Below are 19,327 nucleotides of genomic sequence, written 5' to 3' on the forward strand. Positions count from 1 at the left end.
TCAGTTCTCCTCGATCTTCGGCCGGCGGCCGACGGTGACGGGAAGGTCGATGTCCTTGCCCTGGCGGCGCACCGCAAGGTGCACGGTGTTGCCCGGCGGGGTCATAGCGACGCCGCGGATCAGGCTTCGGGCGGACTCGACGCCCTGGCCGTTCAGCCCGGTCACGACGTCGCCTGCCCGCAGCCCCGCGCGTGCGGCCGGCCCGGCGCGGTCCACCGCAGCGATGCCCACGCCCGCCGGGCTGCGGCCGCTGGCCGGAACGTCCTGCACGGACACGCCGAGCCAGCCGCGATCGATGCGGCCCTTCTCGCGCAGCTCGGCCACGATCTTGCTGACCAGCTCGCTCGGGATGGCGAAACCGACGCCGGCCGACGCACCCGAGGGCGACAGGATCGCCGTGTTCATGCCCACCACCTGACCGTCCATGTTGAACAGCGGGCCGCCGGAATTGCCGGGATTGATCGGCGCGTCGATCTGGATGAAGTCGTCGAACAGGCCGGCGCCGATGTCCCGCCCGCGCGCCGAGACGATGCCGACGGTGACCGACCCCGCCAGCCCGAACGGATTGCCCGCGGCCAGCACCCAGTCGCCCACTTCCAGCACCCGGCTGTCGCCCCAGCTCGCCGCGGGCAGCGGCGTGGGCGGGGAAACCTTGATCAGCGCGACATCGGTCAACTCGTCGGCGCCGATCAGGCGGGCCGGCAGCTCGGTGCCGTCCGACAGCCCGACCACGATCTTGTCGGCACTGCCGACCACGTGGTTGTTGGTCACGATGTAGCCTGAGGGGTCGATGATGTAGCCGGACCCGGCGCCCATCACCTGCTGACGGCGCTGGCGGAACCGGTCCCGGAACTGGCGCTGGAGCTCGGGCGGCAGGGCGGAAAACGCGTCGTTGGACGCGACCGTCTCGGTGACCGCGATGTTCACCACTGTCGGCATCACGCGCTTGACCAAAGGCGAGAAACTCTCCGGGCCCGTGCGCGCATCGGCGGTGCGGGCACGCACCAGGAGGGCTGCGAGGGCCAGTGTGCCGAAGGCGCGGCGCGGTATTGGGGCGGGCATGGCAGCAGGCATGGTCGAGTCTCCGCTCGATCGGGGCGATCTGAGGTCAAAGTGGCGTGCCGGGTTGCGCGCAACAAGATTACGCCGCAACGGATTACGGCCGGCGAACCGGGGCTGTGGCGGGATCGTCGGGCCAATGGTGCCTGGGGTACCGGCCCCGCATGTCCTTGCGCACATCCGCCCAGGCGCCGCGCCAGAATCCCGGCAGGTCCGCGGTGATCGCGACGGGCCGGCCGGCCGGGGACAGCAAGGCCAGCCGCAACTCGGCCCGGCCGCCGGCCAGACGTGGGGTCTCCGCAAGGCCGTAGAAAAGCTGCGCGCGCGCTTCGGCCACCGGCACGGGCTGGGTGTAGTCGACGGCGGCGCGGCCGCCCGGCAGGGTGAGATGCGTGGGCAGGTCCCGATCCAGCCGGCTCGCCTGTTCCCAGCTCAGCTGGCCGCGCAGGATCGCTTGCAGGTCGAGCCTTTGGACATCGGCCAGACGCGCCGAGCCGTACAGGTGCGGGGCCAGCCAGGCGCGCGATTCCGCCAATGCCGCCTCCGAGAGATCGGGCCAGCCCCCCTGCGGCTCCAGCAGCCGCATCAGGGCCACGCGCGCCTGCAGCTGCCGCGCCGTATCGGTCCAGGGCAGTGCCGCGATCGGCACCGCGGCGGCCAGGGCGGCGGCGGTGTCGGCGGGATCGGCCGGCTCAGTGCGGTCCTCCAGCACCAGCGCGCCCAGCCGCCGCCGGCGGCGGGCCAGGACCGAGCCGGTGACCGGATCGAGGCCGGTTTCCACCGCCTCCGTCACCCGTGCGGCAAGGAATGCCGGCAGCCGCGCGGGATCGAGCGGGGCGGCCAGTCGGATACGGGCGCCAGCCTTCATCTCCAGGCTGGCGACCGCCAGCAGCGGCGCCTTCGACAATGGGTCGCCCAGCGGCAACCGCGCGCCGCCGCCGCCGGACAGCCGGAAGCTGCCAGGCTCGCCGCGCCGCTGGGCGATGCGGTCGGGGAAGCCGGCGGCCAGCAGCGGGGCCGGGTCCCCCGCGGCCGCGATGTCCGGAAGGCGCAGCCGGCGGCGATACTGGGCGGCCGCCCGGCGAATGCGGGACACGGCGCCACGATCGGCGTCCGCAGCCCCCTCCAGGGCTGCCAGCCGCAAGCCGATATCGGCGGGGGCGTCGGGATTGCGCAGCGGGTCGCGTTCTTCCAGCAGCGCCGCGAGTTCGGCCGCCAGCACGGCCTGGGCGGGCGTCTCGGCGGCCAGCATCATCGCAGCGAGGCGGGGATGCGCGCCAAGCCGCGCCATCAGGCGGCCGGCTTCGGTGATGCGTCCGGCGGCATCCAGCGCGCCCAGCTCCGTCAGCAAGGCGGTGGCCGCGGCGAGCGCCCCGGGGGGCGGCGCATCCGGGAACGGCAACGCGCCTGGCTCGGCGCCCCAGGCGGCGCAGTCCAGCCGCAGGCCAGACAGCTCGGCCTCCAGGATCTCCGGCCGATCGAAAGCGGGCAGGCCGCGATGCAGCGCCGTGGTCCATAGCCGGATCGCCACACCCGGCCCTTCCCGACCGGCGCGGCCGGCGCGCTGGTCGGCGGCGGCGCGGCTGATGCGCAGGGTGGCCAGACGTGTCAGGCCGGTCGCCGGATCCAATCGCGGTGCCCGCCGCCACCCGCCATCGACGACGATACGCACGCCCGGCACGGTCAACGAGGTCTCGGCGATCGAGGTCGCCAGGACCACCCGCCGCGTCTCCGCCGGCCGCAGCGCGCGGTCCTGCTCGGCGGGCGGCAGCTCGCCGTGCAGCGGCAGCACCAGCGCGCCGCAGCCTTCCAGCGCCGCCTGGGCGCGCCGGATCTCGCCCATGCCCGGCAGGAACGCCAGCACGTCGCCGTCATGCTCGGCCAGGGCGGCGCGCACCGCCCGCGCCAACGCGGCCGGCAGATCGCGCTGGGTCGCGATGTCGCGCCCGGCGTGGCGGATGCTGACGGGATGGGCGCGGCCGGCGCTCTCGATCACCTGCGCGTCCAGCAGCGGGCCGAGCCGTGCGCCATCGGCGGTGGCGGACATGGCGAGCAGGCGGAGTTCCGGGCGCAGGTTGCGTTGCAGGTCCAGGCAGAAGGCCAGCGCCAGGTCGGCGTCCAGCGCGCGCTCGTGCACCTCGTCGAGGATGACGATGGCTGTGCCGTCCAGGCCGGGGTCGGACTGCAGGCGGCGCGCCAGCAGGCCCTCGGTCACGACCTCGATGCGCGTCGCCGCCGACACCGCGGAATCGAGCCGCGTGCGGTAGCCGACGGTCTGGCCGGGCTTCTCCCCGAGCAGCCCAGCCATGCGCGTGGCGGCGGCGCGGGCGGCAAGGCGGCGCGGCTCCAGCATCACGATCCGGCCGGTCCCGACCCAGGGCGCATCCAGCAGCGCCAGCGGCACGAGCGTTGTCTTGCCGGCGCCGGGCGGGGCGATCAGGACGGCGTTGGACCGCCCGGCCAGGGCGGCCAGCAGGCCGGGCAGACATTCGATGACGGGCAGGTCGCCGGCAAGGGACAGAAGCGCATCTGGGTTCACGGCGGGGCAGTATCACTCTTCGCCATTGCGTGCGACGCCCCCCATATGGCGCGTAGGATGCGGCCGACGAGGAGACCTGGATGACACGGCTTCGGACCTGGATTGCCGGCCTCGCGCTGCTCGCGGCGGCAGCGCCGGCGCACGCGCTGGAGAGCGCCCCGGTCGTGAGCCCCCGCGCCGCCGCGACGCTGGTGTCCGAAGTCGACGCGGCGCTTCCGGGCCAGCCCTTCCGGGTCGGCCTGCGGCTGCGCATGGCGCCGGGCTGGCACACCTATTGGCAGAACCCCGGCGATGCCGGCGTGGCGCCGGAACTGAGCTTCACCCTGCCGGCGGGCGCCACCGCCGGGCCCATCGCCTGGCCGGCGCCGGCGCGGCAGCCCGAAGGCCCGCTGATGACGTATGGCTATTCCGGCGAAGTGCTGCTGCCGGTGACCATCTCCGGCGGCCCCGGGCCGGTTGCGCTGCATGCCACCTGGCTGGTCTGCGAGAAGATCTGCGTTCCGGAGGAAGGCGATTTCCGCATCGACGTGCCGGCGGGCGCACGGTCCCTGTCGGCCGAGGCGCCGCTGTTCACGGCAGCCGACGCGCGCATGCCCCGGCCTTCTCCCTGGCAGGCCCGTATCGCGCCCGACGGCACATTGGCAGTCACCGGCGAGGGGTTGTCGGGCGCGACGGTACAGGATGCGTGGTTCATCCCGGACGGCTTCGGGACGATCGAGAACAGCGCGCCGCAAACGCTGACGCTGCGCGACAACGGTCTGCGCCTGGCGCTGAAGACCGGCCCGGACTTCAGGGCCGGCGTGCCGCTGGACGGGTTGCTGGTGATCCGCGACCGTGGCGGGCAGGACAGCACGGTGCAGATCGCCGCTGCGCCCGGCGCGGTCGCGGCAACGATGCCATTGCTGCAGGTCCTTGGCCTGGCGCTGCTCGGCGGCCTGATCCTCAACCTGATGCCGTGCGTGTTTCCGGTGCTGGCGATGAAGGCGGTGGGCCTCGCGGCGTTGTCGGGGAAGGAGCGTGGGCACGCCTGGGGGCACGCCGCTGCCTACACGGCCGGCGTACTCGCCTGTTTCGCCGCCATCGCCTTCACCTTGCTGGCGCTGCGACAGGCCGGAGCGGTGGCGGGCTGGGGGTTCCAGTTCCAGTCCCCTGTGTTCGTCGCCGCGACCGCCTGGGTGCTGTTCGCGGTCGGGCTGAACCTGTCCGGCGTCTTCGCGATGGGCGGCAGCGTCGGCGTTGGGCAGTCATTGGCCGTCCGCGGCGGCCATGCCGGCAGCTTCTTCACCGGCCTGCTCGCCGTGCTCGTCGCCACGCCCTGCACCGCGCCGTTCATGGGCGTTGCCATCACCGCGGGCCTTGCGGGATCGCCGGTGGACACGCTGGCGGTGTTCGTCGCGATGGGGCTGGGGCTCGCCCTGCCCTACGTGCTGCTCGCCACCATCCCGGCGGTGGCGCGGGCGCTGCCGCGGCCTGGTCCGTGGATGGATATCCTCAAGCAGGTCCTGGCGTTCCCGATGTATGCCGCCAGCGCATGGCTGGTATGGGTGGTCAGCCAGGGGGCCGGGCCACCCGGCGTGATGGCCACGGCCGCAGGCCTGGTGCTGATCGGCTTCGCCGGCTGGGCGCTGGGGCTCGCACAGTCCGGAGCGGGCCGCAGGCTGAGCCGTGGGGTCGCGGTTGTGGCCGGGCTTGCGGCGCTGGGCGTGCTGGCCGGTTTCGCAATGGCGCCGAGCCCTGAACAGCAGACGCAGTCCGCGCAGGACAGCGAGAAATTCTCGGCCGCGCGTCTGGCAGCCTTGCAGGCGGAAGGGCGGCCGGTGTTCGTCAACATGACCGCCGCCTGGTGCGTCACCTGCCTGGTGAATGAGCGTATCGCGCTGGCCCCCGAGTCCGTGCGCCAGGCTTTCGCCACGCGCGGCGTGACCTACCTGAAGGGCGACTGGACCCGCCAGGACCCGGAGATAACCCGGTTCCTGCGCGCGCATGACCGTGACGGCGTGCCGCTGTACATGCTGTTTCCCGGCGGCAACCGGCCGCCGATCATGCTGCCGCAGATCCTGACGGCCGGGATCGTGCTGGACGCACTGGATGGAATCGGGGGGTGACGGGGCGGCGCGCTGGAGCGGGTGAAGGGAATCGAACCCTCGTATGCAGCTTGGGAAGCTGCCGTTCTACCATTGAACTACACCCGCGGCGCAGGCCCGCTGCTGGGGTTATAGGAAGCCGCCGCGGGCGGCGCAACGTTGCGGACGACGCCCTGCCGGCTTGACGGCCCAACGGCGCGGCCATAGGGTTTGCGGGCCGGAACGTTCGACTCCGGCCCTCGTGATTTGTCCGGCCGGATTGCGGCGAGGTGAAACAAGCGCGCTAAAGAGGCCAGCGAACATCCGTTCCGGAATCCCCCGCCGGGTCTTCGCGGCATCCACGGTCGGCCCATTTGCGAAGGGCCCCGATGATGGCGATATCCAGTACCTACCGCCCCGCAACCCTGCTGGTGCAGGGTGGTATCGAGCGTACCCAGTTCGGCGAAACCGCCGAAGCGTTGTTCCTCACCTCCGGCTTCGTCTACGACAGCGCCGAGCAGGCCGAGGCGACATTCACCGGCGCGATCAAGCACTTCCAGTACTCGCGCTTCGGCAATCCGACGGTCACGATGCTGGAGGAGCGGCTGGCCCTGATCGAAGGGGCCGATGCCTGTCGTGTCACCGCCACTGGCATGGCCGCGGTGAATGCCGCGCTGCTGTCGCACCTGAAGGCCGGCGACCGCGTGGTTGCGTCGCGCGCCCTGTTCGGGTCCTGCCACTGGATCGTCTCGACCCTGCTGCCGCGCTACGGCATCGCCACCGAGTTCGTCGATGGCCGCGACCTCGACCAGTGGCGCGCGGCCCTTGCCCGGCCGGCCAACCTGGTGCTGCTGGAATCGCCGTCCAACCCGATGCTGGAGATCGTCGATCTGCAGGCCGTCGCCGACCTCGCACACGCCGCCGGCGCCATCGTCGTGGTCGACAACGTGTTCGCCACCCCGTTGCTGCAGAAGCCGCTCCAGCTCGGGGCGGACGTGGTCGTGTACTCCTGTACCAAGCATATCGACGGCCAGGGCCGCGTGCTCGGCGGCGCCGTTCTCGGCCGGCAGAAATGGATCGAGGAGACGCTGCAGCCGTTCTTCCGCAATACCGGGCCGGCGATGTCGCCGTTCAACGCCTGGCTGCTGCTGAAGGGGCTCGAGACGCTGGCGCTGCGCGTTGACGCCGCGTGCCGGAGTGCCGCGACCATTGCCGACTTCCTGGCCGCGCGTCCGGAAATTTCGCGGGTCTGGTATCCCACCCGCGCCGACCATCCGCAGCGCGAACTGGCAACGGCGCAGATGACCAGCGGGGGCACGATGGTCATCTTCGAGGTCGCGGGCGGCAAGGACGCGGCCTTCCGGATGATGAACGCCATGCGGCTGGTGAGGGTCTCCAACAACCTCGGCGACTCCAAGTCGCTGGCGACCCACCCTGCCACCACCACCCATATGCGCATCGGCGCCGAGGAACGTGCGCGGCTGGGCATCACCGACGGGGTGATCCGCCTCTCGGTCGGGCTCGAGGATGTCGAGGACCTGAAGGACGACCTCGCCGCCGCCCTGTCGGCACTCGGCACCCGCGCCGCCGCCGAATAGGCGCGATCGCTGGACTTTGCCCCGGCGCTCGCGTTGAGTGGAGCGCCGGGGAAGGACCGCATGACCGACGACTACAGCGCCACCACACGCGGCATCCGCATCAGCGTGCGTTCGTTCTACCTCGACGACCAGTCGAAGCCGGACGAGGGCCGGTTCGTGTGGGCGTACCGCATCCGCATCGAGAACACCGGCCGCGAGACGGTGCAGTTGCTGCGCCGCACCTGGCACATCACCGATGCCCGCGGCCGGACGCAACGGGTCCACGGCGCCGGCGTGATCGGCCAGCAACCGGTGCTGGAGCCCGGGGAGAGCTTCGAATACACCTCCGGCACGCCGCTGGAGACGCCGTCGGGCTTCATGTCCGGCCAGTATCACATGGTGGCGACCGCCTCGGGCGAACCATTCGACGTCGCCATCCCCGCGTTCAGCCTGGACAGCCCGCATCAGCATGGCCGCTTGCATTAGCGTGGCGCCAGGCAGATCACGTTGCGCAGAGGCGGTCGTGCCGGGGAACGCAGTTCGGGCTCACCTTGCGGGATCGGAACATGGCCCCATATCCCGCCCCGGTCACTTATCGGCGACTGCCTCGGCCCGAACGCGCCGGGGGCCTGCTGACCCAACATACGACCTATCGGCATCGTCCTGAGGAATCGCAGCGGTGAACATTGCCACATCCCCGTCCCGCCTGACCCCGGCCGCCCCCGCCGCCTCCACCCGCCCAACGCGGGAAGAGGCCGAGGCTGCCGTGCGCACCCTCCTGCTCTGGGCCGGGGACGACCCGGACCGCGAAGGCCTGTTGGGCACCCCGGACCGGGTGGTCCGGTCATACGAGGAATTCTTCGCGGGCTACCAGGTCGATCCCGTCGCCCTGCTGGAGCGCACGTTCGAGGAGACCGACGGCTACGACGAGATCGTGCTGCTGCGCGACATCCGGCTGGAAAGCTATTGCGAGCACCATGTGGTGCCGATCATCGGGCGCGCCCACGTGGCCTATCTGCCGCATCGCCGCGTGGTGGGCATCAGCAAGCTCGCCCGCGTGGTCGACGCCTACGCCAAGCGCCTGCAGATCCAGGAAAAGCTGACGGCGCAAATTGCCAACACGATCAACGAGGTGCTGCAGCCGCGCGGGGTGGCCGTGATCCTCGAGGCGCAGCACCAGTGCATGACCACGCGCGGCATCCACAAGCCCGGCGTGTCCATGGTCACCAGCCGCATGCTCGGCGCATTCCGCGACGATGCCACCACCCGCCGCGAGTTGCTGGCGATGGTCGGCCGGTTGCCCGGCCCGAGCCTCGAATAGACGGGCAGCGGCCTCAGGCGGCCTGAGGCTGGGCGGCGCGGAACGTCACCACCAGCACGTCGCGATGGGCCGGGCGCGCCGGGTCGAGCGGCCGCACTGCGGTCACGCCGTGATAGACCTGCGAATCGTCGACCAGCGCCGCGTCGAGCGGTTCGGTCAGGGTGAAGCTGCCGAGCGGCACCTTGTCCAGGCCGTGGATGGTCGTGGTACCGCTGGCGATGTTCTCGCGATCGATCATCAGCACCAGCACGTAGTCCACGCCGTCGCGGTGCAATCCCTCGGGCGTCGGCTTGCCAGCTTCGTCCGACCGGGCCTCGATGCGGAACTGGTGGGTCTCGATGTGCCATGACGTGCCTGGGGAGAGGCTGTCGAACAACGCCCGGCAGGCACGCAGGATCGTGCGCATGCTGGCGCCGTTGGCAATCGTCTCGGGCACCGGCTCGAACCAGCGTTCGATGCCGCCATGCAGCGGGTTGTACTCGACGGTCTGGTAATGCGGCTGGTGCGGCGCGCGGGCGATTGCGACGTCGCCGACCGGCGCTGCGAACACCGCGTGGCGGCGGCGGCGGTAGCGACCGCCATCGGCCATGTACTGATCCAGCGCCATGCCGTTCCAGCTGGCGGCAAACTCCGGCCAGTCGGTCAGGCTGCCCGACTGCTCAAGCCAGGCGCGGGTGTCGGCGGCGTGCAGGAATTCGAAGCCGTCCTGCTGCAGGCGTTCTGATCTCGTCACGTGGGGCTTTCGGTGGAGGCGCCGGTGAAGGCGGGGGTTGCCATGCTCAGTGCCCGATAGCTGGTCAGGGGGCTTTCGATTGCAAGCTCGTCGAAACGATACTTGATCCGCCGGTTCAACTCCCGGCCCACCGCCCAGCGTTGGCTGGGCGTGGTCTTGATCCGCGCGCGCAACACCCAGGCTTGCGGCAGGAACTTGTCGACGCCCATCACATCGAGATCGTCACGGATCGCATCCATCCAGCGCGGCTCGGCCCGCATCTCCCGCGCCAGCTCGCGCAGCACCTCGGTGACGTGGTCGGGCTCCTCGTTCAGCCCCACCGGGACATCGAGCACGGCGTAGCCAAAATCGCGGGTCATGTTGGTGACAGTGGTGACGGCGCTGAACGGCACGATATGCACCGAGCCATCGACAGCGCGCAGGCGGATGGTGCGGATCGAGAGATTCTCCACCGTGCCGGACATGCCGCCCAGGCTGACGCTGTCGCCCACCTGCATGGTGTTCTCCAGCAGCAGGAACAGGCCGGTGATGATGTCCTGCACCAGCTTCTGCGAGCCGAAGCCGATGGCCAGGCCGATGACGCCGGCGCCGGCCAGCAGCGGGGCGATGTTCACGCCAATCTCGCTCAGGACCATCAGGCCGGCGACCAGGCAGATCGCGATCAGCAGCGTGGTGCGGGCCAAGGGCAGCAACGTGCGCAACCGCGCTGAACGGGTCAGCTGCGCCTCGCGCGCCAATCGCGTCAAATGCCGCTGGATGGCCGCGTTCGTCGCCTCCCACACCACCAGCGCCAGGAGCAGCGTGACACCGATGGTGCCGAGTGCCGACAGCAGCCGCCCCCCCAGGCCGCCGGAGGTGAACCAGCCCACGGAATCGAGCCCCCAGGCCTGGAGCAACGCGACGAAGGCGACGGCCCCGATCACGAACCTGGCCGTCGCCTGCAGCACCGGTTGGTAGGCGCCCAGCCGAGATTCCAGGCCCGGATACCGCTCGGCGAGGTCTGGCGCCACCTGTGTGGCCCGGTCCAGGGCGCCGCGGGCGCCGGTCATCGCCAGACGCGCCACGGTCAGGATCACGCCGGTGGCGATTACCAGCCGCAGCAGCCGGGAGAACCCGTCCGGCACTTCCAGCGCCCATACGGCCCAGAGCGCCAGCAGGTAGAAGATGGCGATGAGGTGCCACAGGCCGGCCATGCGGTTGCGCAGCACGGCCAGCGCGCCGCTCGCCCCCTCGCGCGCACGGATCCAGCCGGCGACGGCGGACCGGTTCTGCAGCACGATGATGGCGAGGAAGACATGGACGATCAGCACGTCCAGCTTCAGCAGGGCGTCGTGCGCCACGCGATACAGGCCGAACAGCAACCCGACTTCGGCCAGCGCATAGCCGAAGATCGCCACCACCGCGATACGCCGCACCCAGCGCAGGATGTAGCGGGCGACGTCGTCCGGCACCGGCAGCAGGCGGGGGGCGCCGGGACCGACGATGGTGTGCACCACGCTGATGATGACGCGGCACAGGGCGTAGGCGTGCAGCACGCCGAGGATCACCAGCCGGCTGATGGGGTCCGCACCGAGGCCGGCGCCGAGCAGGGCGTAACCGGCGGCCAAGAGGGCCAGCACTGGCAGCAGGTTCAGGATCAGCCGCACCAGGGCGAAGGGCAGCCGTCGCAGCAGCATCAGCGGTGACGGCATGCGCCGCCAGAATTTCTCGGAATGCCCCGCCTCTGCGGCCGCGAGGCCGAGATCCTCGGGTGCGGGCTCGCCGGCGGCGGCGCGGGCGGCCATCGATCGCGCCTTGAGTGCCCGTTCGGGCCGGGACAGCAGACGCCGCACCGCCCATTGCGCGCCCAATCCCGCGCCCATGACCACCAGCAGGCGCCAGCCGGCATCCAGCAGCATCGAACGCGACCACGGATCGTTGGCGAGCTGCACCACGAAGCGCCACAGCAGCGGGAAATCGGTGGCGGTCCGCGCCGTGGCCACGACATCGTCGGACAGGTTCGACAGGCGCCGGGACGCGTCGACCAGGATCTGCGCACCGAGGCTGTCGGGGGCGAGCGGCAAGGTGAGCTTGGACTCCGCCGGCGCCGCATCGGTGGGGGCCGCGGGGGTTGACGGCGTGACCGGGGCCTCGGCGGCCGGCGGCGCGGCCCCGGCCGCAGGCGCAGGCGCAGGCGCAGGCGCAGGCGCAGGCGGCGCCGTGGCGGCGGCCTTGGCCAACGCTTCCAGGACCGCGATCATCTGGGCGCGCTTCGCAGGGTCCTTCAGCACCTCCAGCGCCTGCTGCGCCTGGGCCGCGGCGACGCCCCCAGGGGCCGCGGGCGACGCGGCCGCAGCCTGCGGCGCGGGCGCGGCCGCGCGCGGGCTGCCGCCGCCCTGGGCATTGGCGCCGGTGGCCACGAGAGCGAGGGTCACGAACGCAAGCAGGATACGAATCATGGTGCAGGCGGATCATGCCAGACACGGCGCTGTCAACCGCGGCGTGTCCGATGGCCGGAAATTCACCGTCAGGCGGGGATGCGCAAAGCCGCGCACGCTCCTATTAATGGCGAATGAAGACGATCCTGACCATTCTCGTCGCCGTCTGCATGTTCGCCACGCTGGCGGTGTTGCTTGCGGGCATGCTCGGCCTTGTCCGCGGCGACGGCGACCCGATGCGATCGAACCGCCTGATGCGCTGGCGCGTGATATTGCAGGGCGTCACCCTGGCCCTGTTCGCCTTGCTGTTGAGCCTGATGCGTTCCTAGCATCCCGACGTGCCGCGGAAACGTGCCCGGCGGGGCAGGTCTTTGCCGGCCGGGGGTCTGTTTGACAGCGGGATCAGCCGCCCACTAAGTTCCGCGCGCTCTATTGCAGATGCGAAGAGACGCGCGGATGCGACGGGGGCGGGCGCCGGCAAGCAGCGGGATGAACCCCGGCGGCGTCATCGCGGCAAGTCCAGGCGTGGCAAATCCAGGAAGCGGCACGACATTCAATGAAGATCCTCGTCCCCGTGAAGCGGGTGGTCGACTACAACGTGAAGGTCCGCGTGAAGTCGGACGGCACGGGCGTCGAGACCGCCGGCGTCAAGATGTCGATGAACCCGTTCGACGAGATCGCCGTCGAGGAGGCCGTGCGCCTCAAGGAAAAGGGCGTCGCCACCGAGATCGTGGCGGTGTCCATGGGTGTCGCCGCCAGCGCCGAGACCATCCGCACAGCCCTGGCTATGGGCGCCGACCGGGGCATCCTTGTCGAGACCGACGTCGATCTGCAGCCGCTGGCGGTGGCCAAGCTGCTGAAGGCGATCGTCGCCAAGGAAGCGCCGAACCTCATCATCATGGGCAAGCAGGCGATCGACGACGACATGAGCGCCACCGGGCAGATGCTGGCGGCACTGCTGGGCTGGCCCCAGGGCACCTTCGCCAGCAAGGTGGCCATCGAGGGCGACGGCGTCACGGTAGTCCGCGAAGTGGACGGCGGGCTGGAGACGGTGGCGTTGACCCTGCCCGCCATCGTCACCACCGATCTGCGCCTGAACGAGCCGCGCTATGCGTCGCTGCCGAACATCATGAAGGCCCGCAAGAAGCCGATCGAGACGCTGAAGCCCGCCGATCTCGGCGTGGACCCGGCGCCGCGGCTGACCGTGCTGACCGTGGCCGAGCCGCCGAAGCGCCAGGCCGGCGTGAAGGTGGGCTCGGTGGCCGAACTGGTGGCGAAACTCAAGACCGAAGCGAAGGTGATCTGACCATGACCGCCCTGGTTCTGCTCGACCACGAAGCCGGCAGCATCAAGCAGCCGTCGCGCTCCGCGGTGGCCGCCGCACAGAAGCTCGGCGAGGTGCATGTCCTGGTCGCCGGCGCCGGCGTGCAGGCAGCAGCCGATGCCGCGGCGAGGCTGCCGGGGGTCGCGAAGGTGATCCTGGCCGATGCTCCTGCGTACGATCATGCGCTCGCTGAGCCGCTCGCCGCCCTGCTGGTAGCGCTGGCGCCCGGCTATTCGCACCTGCTGGCGGCTGCCACCGCCATCGGCAAGAACGTGATGCCGCGCGCGGCGGCCCTGCTGGATGCGCAGCCGATCAGCGACATCGCCGGCATCGTCGATGCCGACACGTTCATCCGCCCGATCTACGCCGGCAACGCCCTGGCCACGGTGAAGAGCGCGGACAGCAAGAAGGTGATCACCGTGCGCGCCGCCAGCTTCGATCCGGTTGCGGCCGAAGGCGGCAACGCGCCGATCGAGGCAGCGCCGGCGGTGGAAACACCTTCGATGTCGCGCTTCGTGTCGGCCGAGTTGTCCAAGAGCGAGCGGCCGGAGCTGACGGCGGCCCGCGTGGTGATCTCCGGTGGCCGCGGCATGCAGAGCGGCGACAATTTCAAGCTGCTGGAACCGATCGCCGACAAGCTTGGCGCCGCTGTCGGGGCCAGCCGCGCGGCCGTCGACGCCGGCTTCGTGCCCAACGACTATCAGGTGGGCCAGACCGGAAAGATCGTCGCCCCGGAGCTGTATGTCGCCGTCGGGATTTCCGGCGCCATCCAGCACCTTGCCGGCATGAAGGACAGCAAGGTGATCGTGGCAATCAACAAGGACGAGGAAGCGCCGATCTTCCAGGTGGCCGACTATGGCCTGGTGGCCGACCTGTTCACCGCGCTGCCCGAACTGGCGGCGGAGCTGGAGCGATCCTGATGACGACTGACGCCACTGCAGCACCGGCCACGGCCGAGACCCAGGCGGAAACGCCGGCCGTCGCCCGTGTGGGCGTGATCGGCGCGGGCCAGATGGGCAACGGCATCGCGCATGTGTGCGCGCTTGCCGGCCTGCCGGTGGTGCTGCTGGACGTCAAGGCGGACGCGCTGGACAAGGCGATGGCGGTGATGGGCCGGAACATGGACCGGCAGGTCAGCCGCAACCTGATCACGGCCGAGGAGAAGGCGGCCGCGCTGGGGCGGATCTCCACCAGCACCGACTACGCGGCGTTCGGCGCGTGCGACCTGGTGATCGAGGCCGCGACGGAGAAGGAAGAGGTCAAGCGCGCCATCTACAAGACGCTGACGCCGCATCTGAAGCCGTCCTGCATGATCGCATCGAACACCTCGTCGATCTCGATCACGCGGCTGGGCGCCAGCACCGACCGGCCGGAGAAGTTCATCGGCATGCACTTCATGAACCCGGTTCCGGTCATGAAGCTGATCGAGCTGATCCGCGGCATCGCCACCGACGAGCCGACCTTCCAGGCCACGCAGGCGCTGGCGACGCGGTTGAACAAGACCACCGCCGTCGCCGAGGATTTCCCCGCGTTTATCGTCAACCGCATCCTGGTGCCGATGATCAACGAGGCAGTCTATGCGTTGTACGAGGGTGTTGGCTCGATTTCGGCGATCGATAATGCGATGCGGCTGGGCGCCAACCACCCGATGGGCCCGCTGGAGCTGGCGGACTTCATCGGCCTGGATACCTGCCTGTCGATCATGCAGGTGCTGTACGAGGGCCTGTCGGACAGCAAGTACCGCCCGTGCCCGTTGCTGGTGAAGTATGTCGAGGCGGGCTGGCTGGGGCGCAAGACCGGGCGCGGCTTCTACGACTATACGCAGACGCCGCCGCGACCGACGCGGTAGGCCAGCCGCGCATCCCGCGGGCAGGCGGCGCGGCGGCCCCTACTCCGACCACGGGGGCACGACCGCGAAACCTGCTTGCGAGGACGCCGGCAAGTCATTTCTTCGAGATGACGATGTTTTGTGCCTGCGACATCGCACCCCGTGGGCCGATCCGCGGCGGCGCCTCAAGGTCCAAGCAGTCGCAACCAGGGGTTTTCGGGTTCGTGACCGGCACGCACCCGCCTCTTCCAAGCTGTCCGCTGCCGTCATTTGACAAGTCAGTGCCGTCCCGCAGACGAAGCAGGGCAGTTGCTGCCGTGGTATCGCTAACGCGGTCCTACGACGCCCCTTCAGCCCAGCGCGGCGCCAATCAGAGCCTCTTCGTGGGGCACCCCCGATCGGCGCCTGGAATCAGCCGTTGGCAACCTTGCGCGCCGACTCGTGACTGCCCGACTTCTTCGTGCCGGATGCCGCCTCGCTCATGATGCCGCGCAGGTCACGCAGGAACGCCGTGCCCTTCAGGGTGCGCTGCACCAGCACGCTGCGGCGGTCCATCGGGTCGACCTTGCGGCGGGCCAGGTCCAGTTCGCCAAGCCGGTCGAGCGCACGCGTGATCGCCGGCTTCGACACGTTCAGCTCGGCGGCGAGGCCGCGAACCGTGTGCGCGCCATCCTGCAGATAGCAGGTCAGGAACACGCCAAGTTGACGTGCCGACAGATCCGGCCCGTCGCGCCGGACAAGGGCGACAACGGTGTCGCGAAGGATGCCGACGAGCTGGTCGGCAGACGGATTGACAGCCATTACTTGGTCCTTTCTCTCTCGCGGCGGTCCATCAACCGCCGCAGCGTCGCGAACGACGCCGATTCATCTGCCCACAACGGTCAGATGCAAACTTCGAATCTAATGCTACAACGTTACCGATACACACTGGTAATCCCGATCACGTTACCGCAGAGTTTCGGTCGTCTTACGTCGTGAACAGCTTCCGTTCGATCGCCAGGCAGGCGGCGCGCATGCCCAGCGCCTCCCCACCCTCCGGACGGCCCGGGCGGGTCGTGTCGTTCCAGGCGTAAAGATCCAGATGCGCCCACGGCGTTCCGGGGGCCAGGAACCGGCGCATGAACAACGCGGCCACCACCGCGCCAGCGAAAGGCTTGCTGGAGACGTTGTTCAGGTCGGCGACCGGGCTGTCCAGCCAGGCGTCGTAGCCATCCCATAGCGGCAGCCGCCACATCGGGTCGCTGGCATCCATCCCGGCGCCCAGGAACGACTCCGCCCACGCCTCGTCATTGGCGAACAGCGCCGGAAGATCCGGCCCTACCGCCACGCGCGCCGCCCCCGTCAGGGTCGCGCAATCGAGCAGCAGATCCGGCTTCTCGTCCGACGCTTCGGCCAACAGGTCGCACAGCACGAGCCGCCCCTCGGCATCGGTGTTGCCGACTTCGACAGTCAGGCCACGGCGCGTGCGAATCACGTCCATCGGCCGGAAGGCCTGGCCGGAGACGCTGTTCTCGACACAGCCGATACGTACGGCCAGGCGCAGGGGAAGGTCGGCCTCCATCAGGATCCGGGCGATTCCCAGCACCGTGGCGGCGCCGCCCATGTCCTTCTTCATGCGCAGCATCCCAGCCGCCGGCTTGAGGTCGTAGCCGCCGGAATCGAAGCACACCCCCTTGCCGCAGAGCCATACCAGCGGGCTGCTGTCGGTGGCGGCACTCCCGCGCCAGGAGAACCCCGCCACCACGGGCGCGCGGTCCGCGCCCCGCCCGACGGTGGCGACGGTGGGGTATTGCGCCGTCAATGCCTCGCCGGACACACGCATGACGTCCGCGCCATGCCGGCGCCCGAGATCCAGCGCCACATCTGCGAGTTCGGCCGGGCCGAGCAGATTGGCGGGCGCGTTCACGAGATCGCGCACCATCCACGCGGCGGCCGCCTGCGAAAGCGCGCGCTCATGCCCGGGCGGAACCACCAGGCGCGCCGACGCCCGCTTCGCCGGCTTGAACGCGCCGTAGCGATAGCCGCCGAGGCAAAAGCCCAGCACCGCCGCGGAAGCATCGAAATCACCCGCTTCGAGCCGCCAGTTTCCTTCCGGAAGGCGGAATGGCAACGAGCCGAACGCGAATGGGGAACGATCGTCGCCAAGCCCCAGCACCGCCCCGGCAATGCCATCGCCCCCCGGCAACAGAATCAGTTCGTCGGCGCGCGCGGTGAAGCCGCCATCTCTCAGGAACCCGGCCTGACCCGGCGGCAGGGACGCCAGGAACGGCTGCAGCGTCGCAGGCCGCACCGTATGGATCGGCCGGGCAGCGGCATCAGCCGCGATGCAGGGCAGATCCTGGTCAAGCATGCGTGGCTTCCTTGTTTACGTCACAAATGCAGCGTGCGCCCTGCGAATCGCGGACGTTTCAGGTCACACATGACATTCCGCCACGCGGCTTACAAGCTCGTTTCGAGCATGTGCGCGCTATCCTAATGCAAATTAATGTATCATTTTGATTGTTTCGAAATTTTGGCCCGAAAATGCAAATCAGCCATGACCCCGGCGCGGCCAGATGCTTCGCCGGAATATCACAACGTCTTGCGGTCGACCGGCTAGTCAGCTTATCGACACGGCCAATGCCCGTTCGATCCGCCGGGCGAAGCCAGCGGGATCCTTCGGCAGGTCGCCGTCCTGCACGCGCGCCAGGTCCAGCAGCAGGCCCGCATATTCGGCCGTCTCGGCGTCCCCCGCCGGATTGGCGGACGCCCTGGCCGCCAGCGCGGCGATCAGCTTGTGCCGGGGATTGATCTCCAGCACCGGCTTGGCCGCGAAATCCGCGCGGCCGGCGCGGCGCAACAGGCGCTGCATCTGCAGGTCGGGGCCCGAGCCGCCGGCGGCCATCACGACCGCGCTATCGACCAGCCGGTCGGTGACCCGCACGTCCGAAACCTCGTCCTCCAGCGCCGCCTTCAGCGCCGCCACCAGGGCCGTGGCATCGGCAGCCTCACCCTCCGGCGCGTCCAATGGCGCCAGCCTGGACAGATCGGCCGCCCCCTGAGTTACGCTGCGGATCGGCTTGCCGTCGAACGCGTCCATTCGGTCCGGCCAGAACGCATCGATCGGATCGGCGAGCAGCAACACCTCGATCCCGCGGGCACGGAAACCCTCGAGCTGCGCCGAACGCCCGAGAGCCTCCGTGGTGTCGCCGGCCAGGAAGTAGATCGCCTCCTGCCCCTCTTTCATCCGCGCCACGTAATCGCCCAGCGACGTCCAGCCCTCGACCGCGGATGACCTGAAGCGCAGCAATGCGGCCAGTTCCTTGCGGTGCTCGGAGTCCTCCCAGACTCCCTCCTTCAGGACCGCGCCGAAATTCTCCCAGAATGTGGCGTAGGTCTCCGCGTCCTTCGCTTTCGTCTTGAGCTCGGTCAGCACGCGGTTGGTCACGGCCTTGCGGATGCGCGCCAGCACCGGGGTGGATTGCAGCATCTCGCGCGACACGTTCAACGGCAGGTCCTCGGTGTCCACCACGCCCTGCACGAAGCGCAGCCAGGGCGGCAGCAGTTCCGCCTGGTCGGTGATGAACATGCGCCGCACATGCAGCCGCACGCGCGAAACCCGCTCCTGCTCCATCGGCTCGAACGGCTTGCTGCCGGGAATGAACAGCAGCGAATAGAATTCCAGCGCCCCCTCGGCGCGCCAGTGCAAGGTCGTCCAGGGCTGGTCGAAGATATGGCCGAGATGGCGATAGAACTCGGCATAGGCCTGCTCGCCGACCTCGCTTTTCGGCTTGCGCCACAGCGCGGTGCCCTCGTTGGCCGGAACGTCCTTGCCATCACGCGCGATCGTGATCGGCAAGGTCACGTGATCGGCCCATTTGCGCACGACCGCTTCCAGGCGGATGGGATCGAGGAACTCGTCGGCATCGGGCTTGAGGTGCAGGACGATGTCCGTCCCCGCTTCTTCGCGCGTGCCCGGCGCGATGGTGAAAGCCCCCTGCCCGTCGGACGCCCAGGTCCAGGCCGCCTCGGCGCCTGCCTTCCGGCTGGTCACCTCCACCCGGTCGGCTACCATGAAAGCGGAGTAGAAGCCGACGCCGAACTGGCCGATCAGGCTGGGCCGGTCTTCCGGCTTGGCCGCGGCCAGCGTCTCGCCGAAGGCCCGCGTTCCGGAGCGGGCGATGGTGCCGAGATTGGCGATCAACTCGTCGTGGGTCATGCCGATGCCGTCGTCGGCGATGCGCAGGGTGCGGGCGGGCTTGTCGGGGATGATGCGGACCTTCGCCGCCTCGGGCGGGGCCAGGCCCGGCTCGGTCAGGCTCTCGAAGCGGCGCCGGTCGGTCGCGTCGGCGGCATTGGCCACCAGTTCGCGCAGAAAGATCTCCCGCTCGGAATACAGCGAGTGCACCACCAGATCGAGCAGCCTGCCGACCTCGGCTGCGAATCCGTGGGTCTCCAACGTCGTGTTCCGTGCGTCCGTCATGCCA

15 protein-coding genes, 1 tRNA gene and 1 riboswitch are annotated in these 19,327 nt (G+C 69.8%); of the genes, 8 read left to right on the forward strand and 8 right to left on the reverse strand.

Annotated elements, in window-relative coordinates; all coding sequences use genetic code 11:
• Entirely contained in the window at positions 1–1,062 is a 1,062-nt protein-coding gene (locus tag OL599_RS02235) for a S1C family serine protease (protein WP_264711954.1), read from the reverse strand.
• Between the two features lie 94 nt (positions 1,063–1,156).
• Positions 1,157–3,598 (reverse strand): ATP-dependent helicase HrpB, encoded by a 2,442-nt coding sequence (gene hrpB, locus OL599_RS02240; RefSeq protein ID WP_264711955.1) that lies wholly within the window; start codon positions 3,596–3,598, stop codon positions 1,157–1,159.
• Between the two features lie 80 nt (positions 3,599–3,678).
• Here hrpB and OL599_RS02245 point away from each other — a divergent pair, with 80 nt between their 5' ends.
• Positions 3,679–5,703, forward strand: coding sequence for a protein-disulfide reductase DsbD family protein (locus OL599_RS02245; protein WP_264711956.1), 2,025 nt, complete (start codon positions 3,679–3,681; stop codon positions 5,701–5,703).
• Between the two features lie 13 nt (positions 5,704–5,716).
• Here the strand turns inward: OL599_RS02245 and OL599_RS02250 are convergent.
• Positions 5,717–5,790 (reverse strand) — tRNA-Gly (locus OL599_RS02250).
• Between the two features lie 120 nt (positions 5,791–5,910).
• Positions 5,911–5,990, forward strand: a riboswitch (SAM riboswitch).
• A 63-nt stretch (positions 5,991–6,053) separates the two neighbouring features.
• Between OL599_RS02250 and metZ the strand changes: the two genes are divergently transcribed.
• The 3 genes from metZ to folE all read left to right on the forward strand — a co-directional run bounded on the left by metZ (position 6,054) and on the right by folE (position 8,559).
• Complete coding sequence (gene metZ / locus OL599_RS02255; protein WP_264711957.1) at positions 6,054–7,259, forward strand: O-succinylhomoserine sulfhydrylase; 1,206 nt, start codon at positions 6,054–6,056, stop codon at positions 7,257–7,259.
• Between the two features lie 60 nt (positions 7,260–7,319).
• Positions 7,320–7,724, forward strand: coding sequence for a Co2+/Mg2+ efflux protein ApaG (apaG, locus tag OL599_RS02260; protein WP_264711958.1), 405 nt, complete (start codon positions 7,320–7,322; stop codon positions 7,722–7,724).
• A gap of 193 nt (positions 7,725–7,917) precedes the next feature.
• Positions 7,918–8,559 (forward strand): GTP cyclohydrolase I FolE, encoded by a 642-nt coding sequence (folE, locus tag OL599_RS02265; protein WP_264711959.1) that lies wholly within the window; start codon positions 7,918–7,920, stop codon positions 8,557–8,559.
• Positions 8,560–8,572: 13 nt separating this feature from the next.
• Here the strand turns inward: folE and OL599_RS02270 are convergent, their stop codons facing one another.
• Positions 8,573–9,292 carry a 2OG-Fe dioxygenase family protein gene (locus OL599_RS02270; RefSeq protein ID WP_264711960.1) on the reverse strand — a complete coding sequence of 240 codons (720 nt, stop codon included), beginning with the start codon at positions 9,290–9,292 and terminating at the stop codon, positions 8,573–8,575.
• On the reverse strand, positions 9,289–11,730 hold the full coding sequence (locus OL599_RS02275; protein WP_264711961.1) for a mechanosensitive ion channel domain-containing protein: 2,442 nt from the start codon (positions 11,728–11,730) through the stop codon (positions 9,289–9,291). The genes OL599_RS02270 and OL599_RS02275 overlap by 4 nt, the downstream gene beginning before the upstream one ends.
• A 113-nt stretch (positions 11,731–11,843) precedes the next feature.
• Between OL599_RS02275 and OL599_RS02280 the strand changes: the two genes are divergently transcribed.
• The 4 genes from OL599_RS02280 (at position 11,844) to OL599_RS02295 (ending at position 14,882) form a co-directional block, all read left to right on the forward strand.
• Entirely contained in the window at positions 11,844–12,038 is a 195-nt protein-coding gene (locus OL599_RS02280) for a twin transmembrane helix small protein (protein ID WP_264711962.1), read from the forward strand.
• Positions 12,039–12,265: 227 nt separating this feature from the next.
• The gene (locus OL599_RS02285; protein WP_264711963.1) at positions 12,266–13,015 is read left to right on the forward strand and encodes an electron transfer flavoprotein subunit beta/FixA family protein; all 750 of its coding nucleotides are present in this window, start codon (positions 12,266–12,268) and stop codon (positions 13,013–13,015) included.
• Between the two features lie 2 nt (positions 13,016–13,017).
• Entirely contained in the window at positions 13,018–13,953 is a 936-nt protein-coding gene (locus OL599_RS02290) for an FAD-binding protein (protein WP_264711964.1), read from the forward strand.
• Complete coding sequence (locus tag OL599_RS02295) at positions 13,953–14,882, forward strand: 3-hydroxybutyryl-CoA dehydrogenase (RefSeq protein ID WP_264711965.1); 930 nt, start codon at positions 13,953–13,955, stop codon at positions 14,880–14,882. Before OL599_RS02290 ends, OL599_RS02295 begins: the two co-directional genes overlap by 1 nt.
• 390 nt (positions 14,883–15,272) lie before the next feature.
• Here OL599_RS02295 and OL599_RS02300 read toward each other — a convergent pair whose 3' ends face one another.
• The 3 genes from OL599_RS02300 to htpG all read right to left on the reverse strand — a co-directional run bounded on the left by OL599_RS02300 (position 15,273) and on the right by htpG (position 19,323).
• Complete coding sequence (locus tag OL599_RS02300) at positions 15,273–15,662, reverse strand: MarR family transcriptional regulator (protein ID WP_264711966.1); 390 nt, start codon at positions 15,660–15,662, stop codon at positions 15,273–15,275.
• A 166-nt stretch (positions 15,663–15,828) separates the two neighbouring features.
• The gene (locus OL599_RS02305; RefSeq protein ID WP_264711967.1) at positions 15,829–17,211 is read right to left on the reverse strand and encodes a leucyl aminopeptidase family protein; all 1,383 of its coding nucleotides are present in this window, start codon (positions 17,209–17,211) and stop codon (positions 15,829–15,831) included.
• Between the two features lie 249 nt (positions 17,212–17,460).
• The gene (gene htpG / locus OL599_RS02310) at positions 17,461–19,323 is read right to left on the reverse strand and encodes a molecular chaperone HtpG (protein WP_264711968.1); all 1,863 of its coding nucleotides are present in this window, start codon (positions 19,321–19,323) and stop codon (positions 17,461–17,463) included.
• Positions 19,324–19,327 lie beyond the last annotated feature (4 nt).

It is taken from the genome of Limobrevibacterium gyesilva (genome assembly GCF_025989185.1).
In the GTDB taxonomy this organism is placed as follows: domain Bacteria; phylum Pseudomonadota; class Alphaproteobacteria; order Acetobacterales; family Acetobacteraceae; genus Limobrevibacterium; species Limobrevibacterium gyesilva.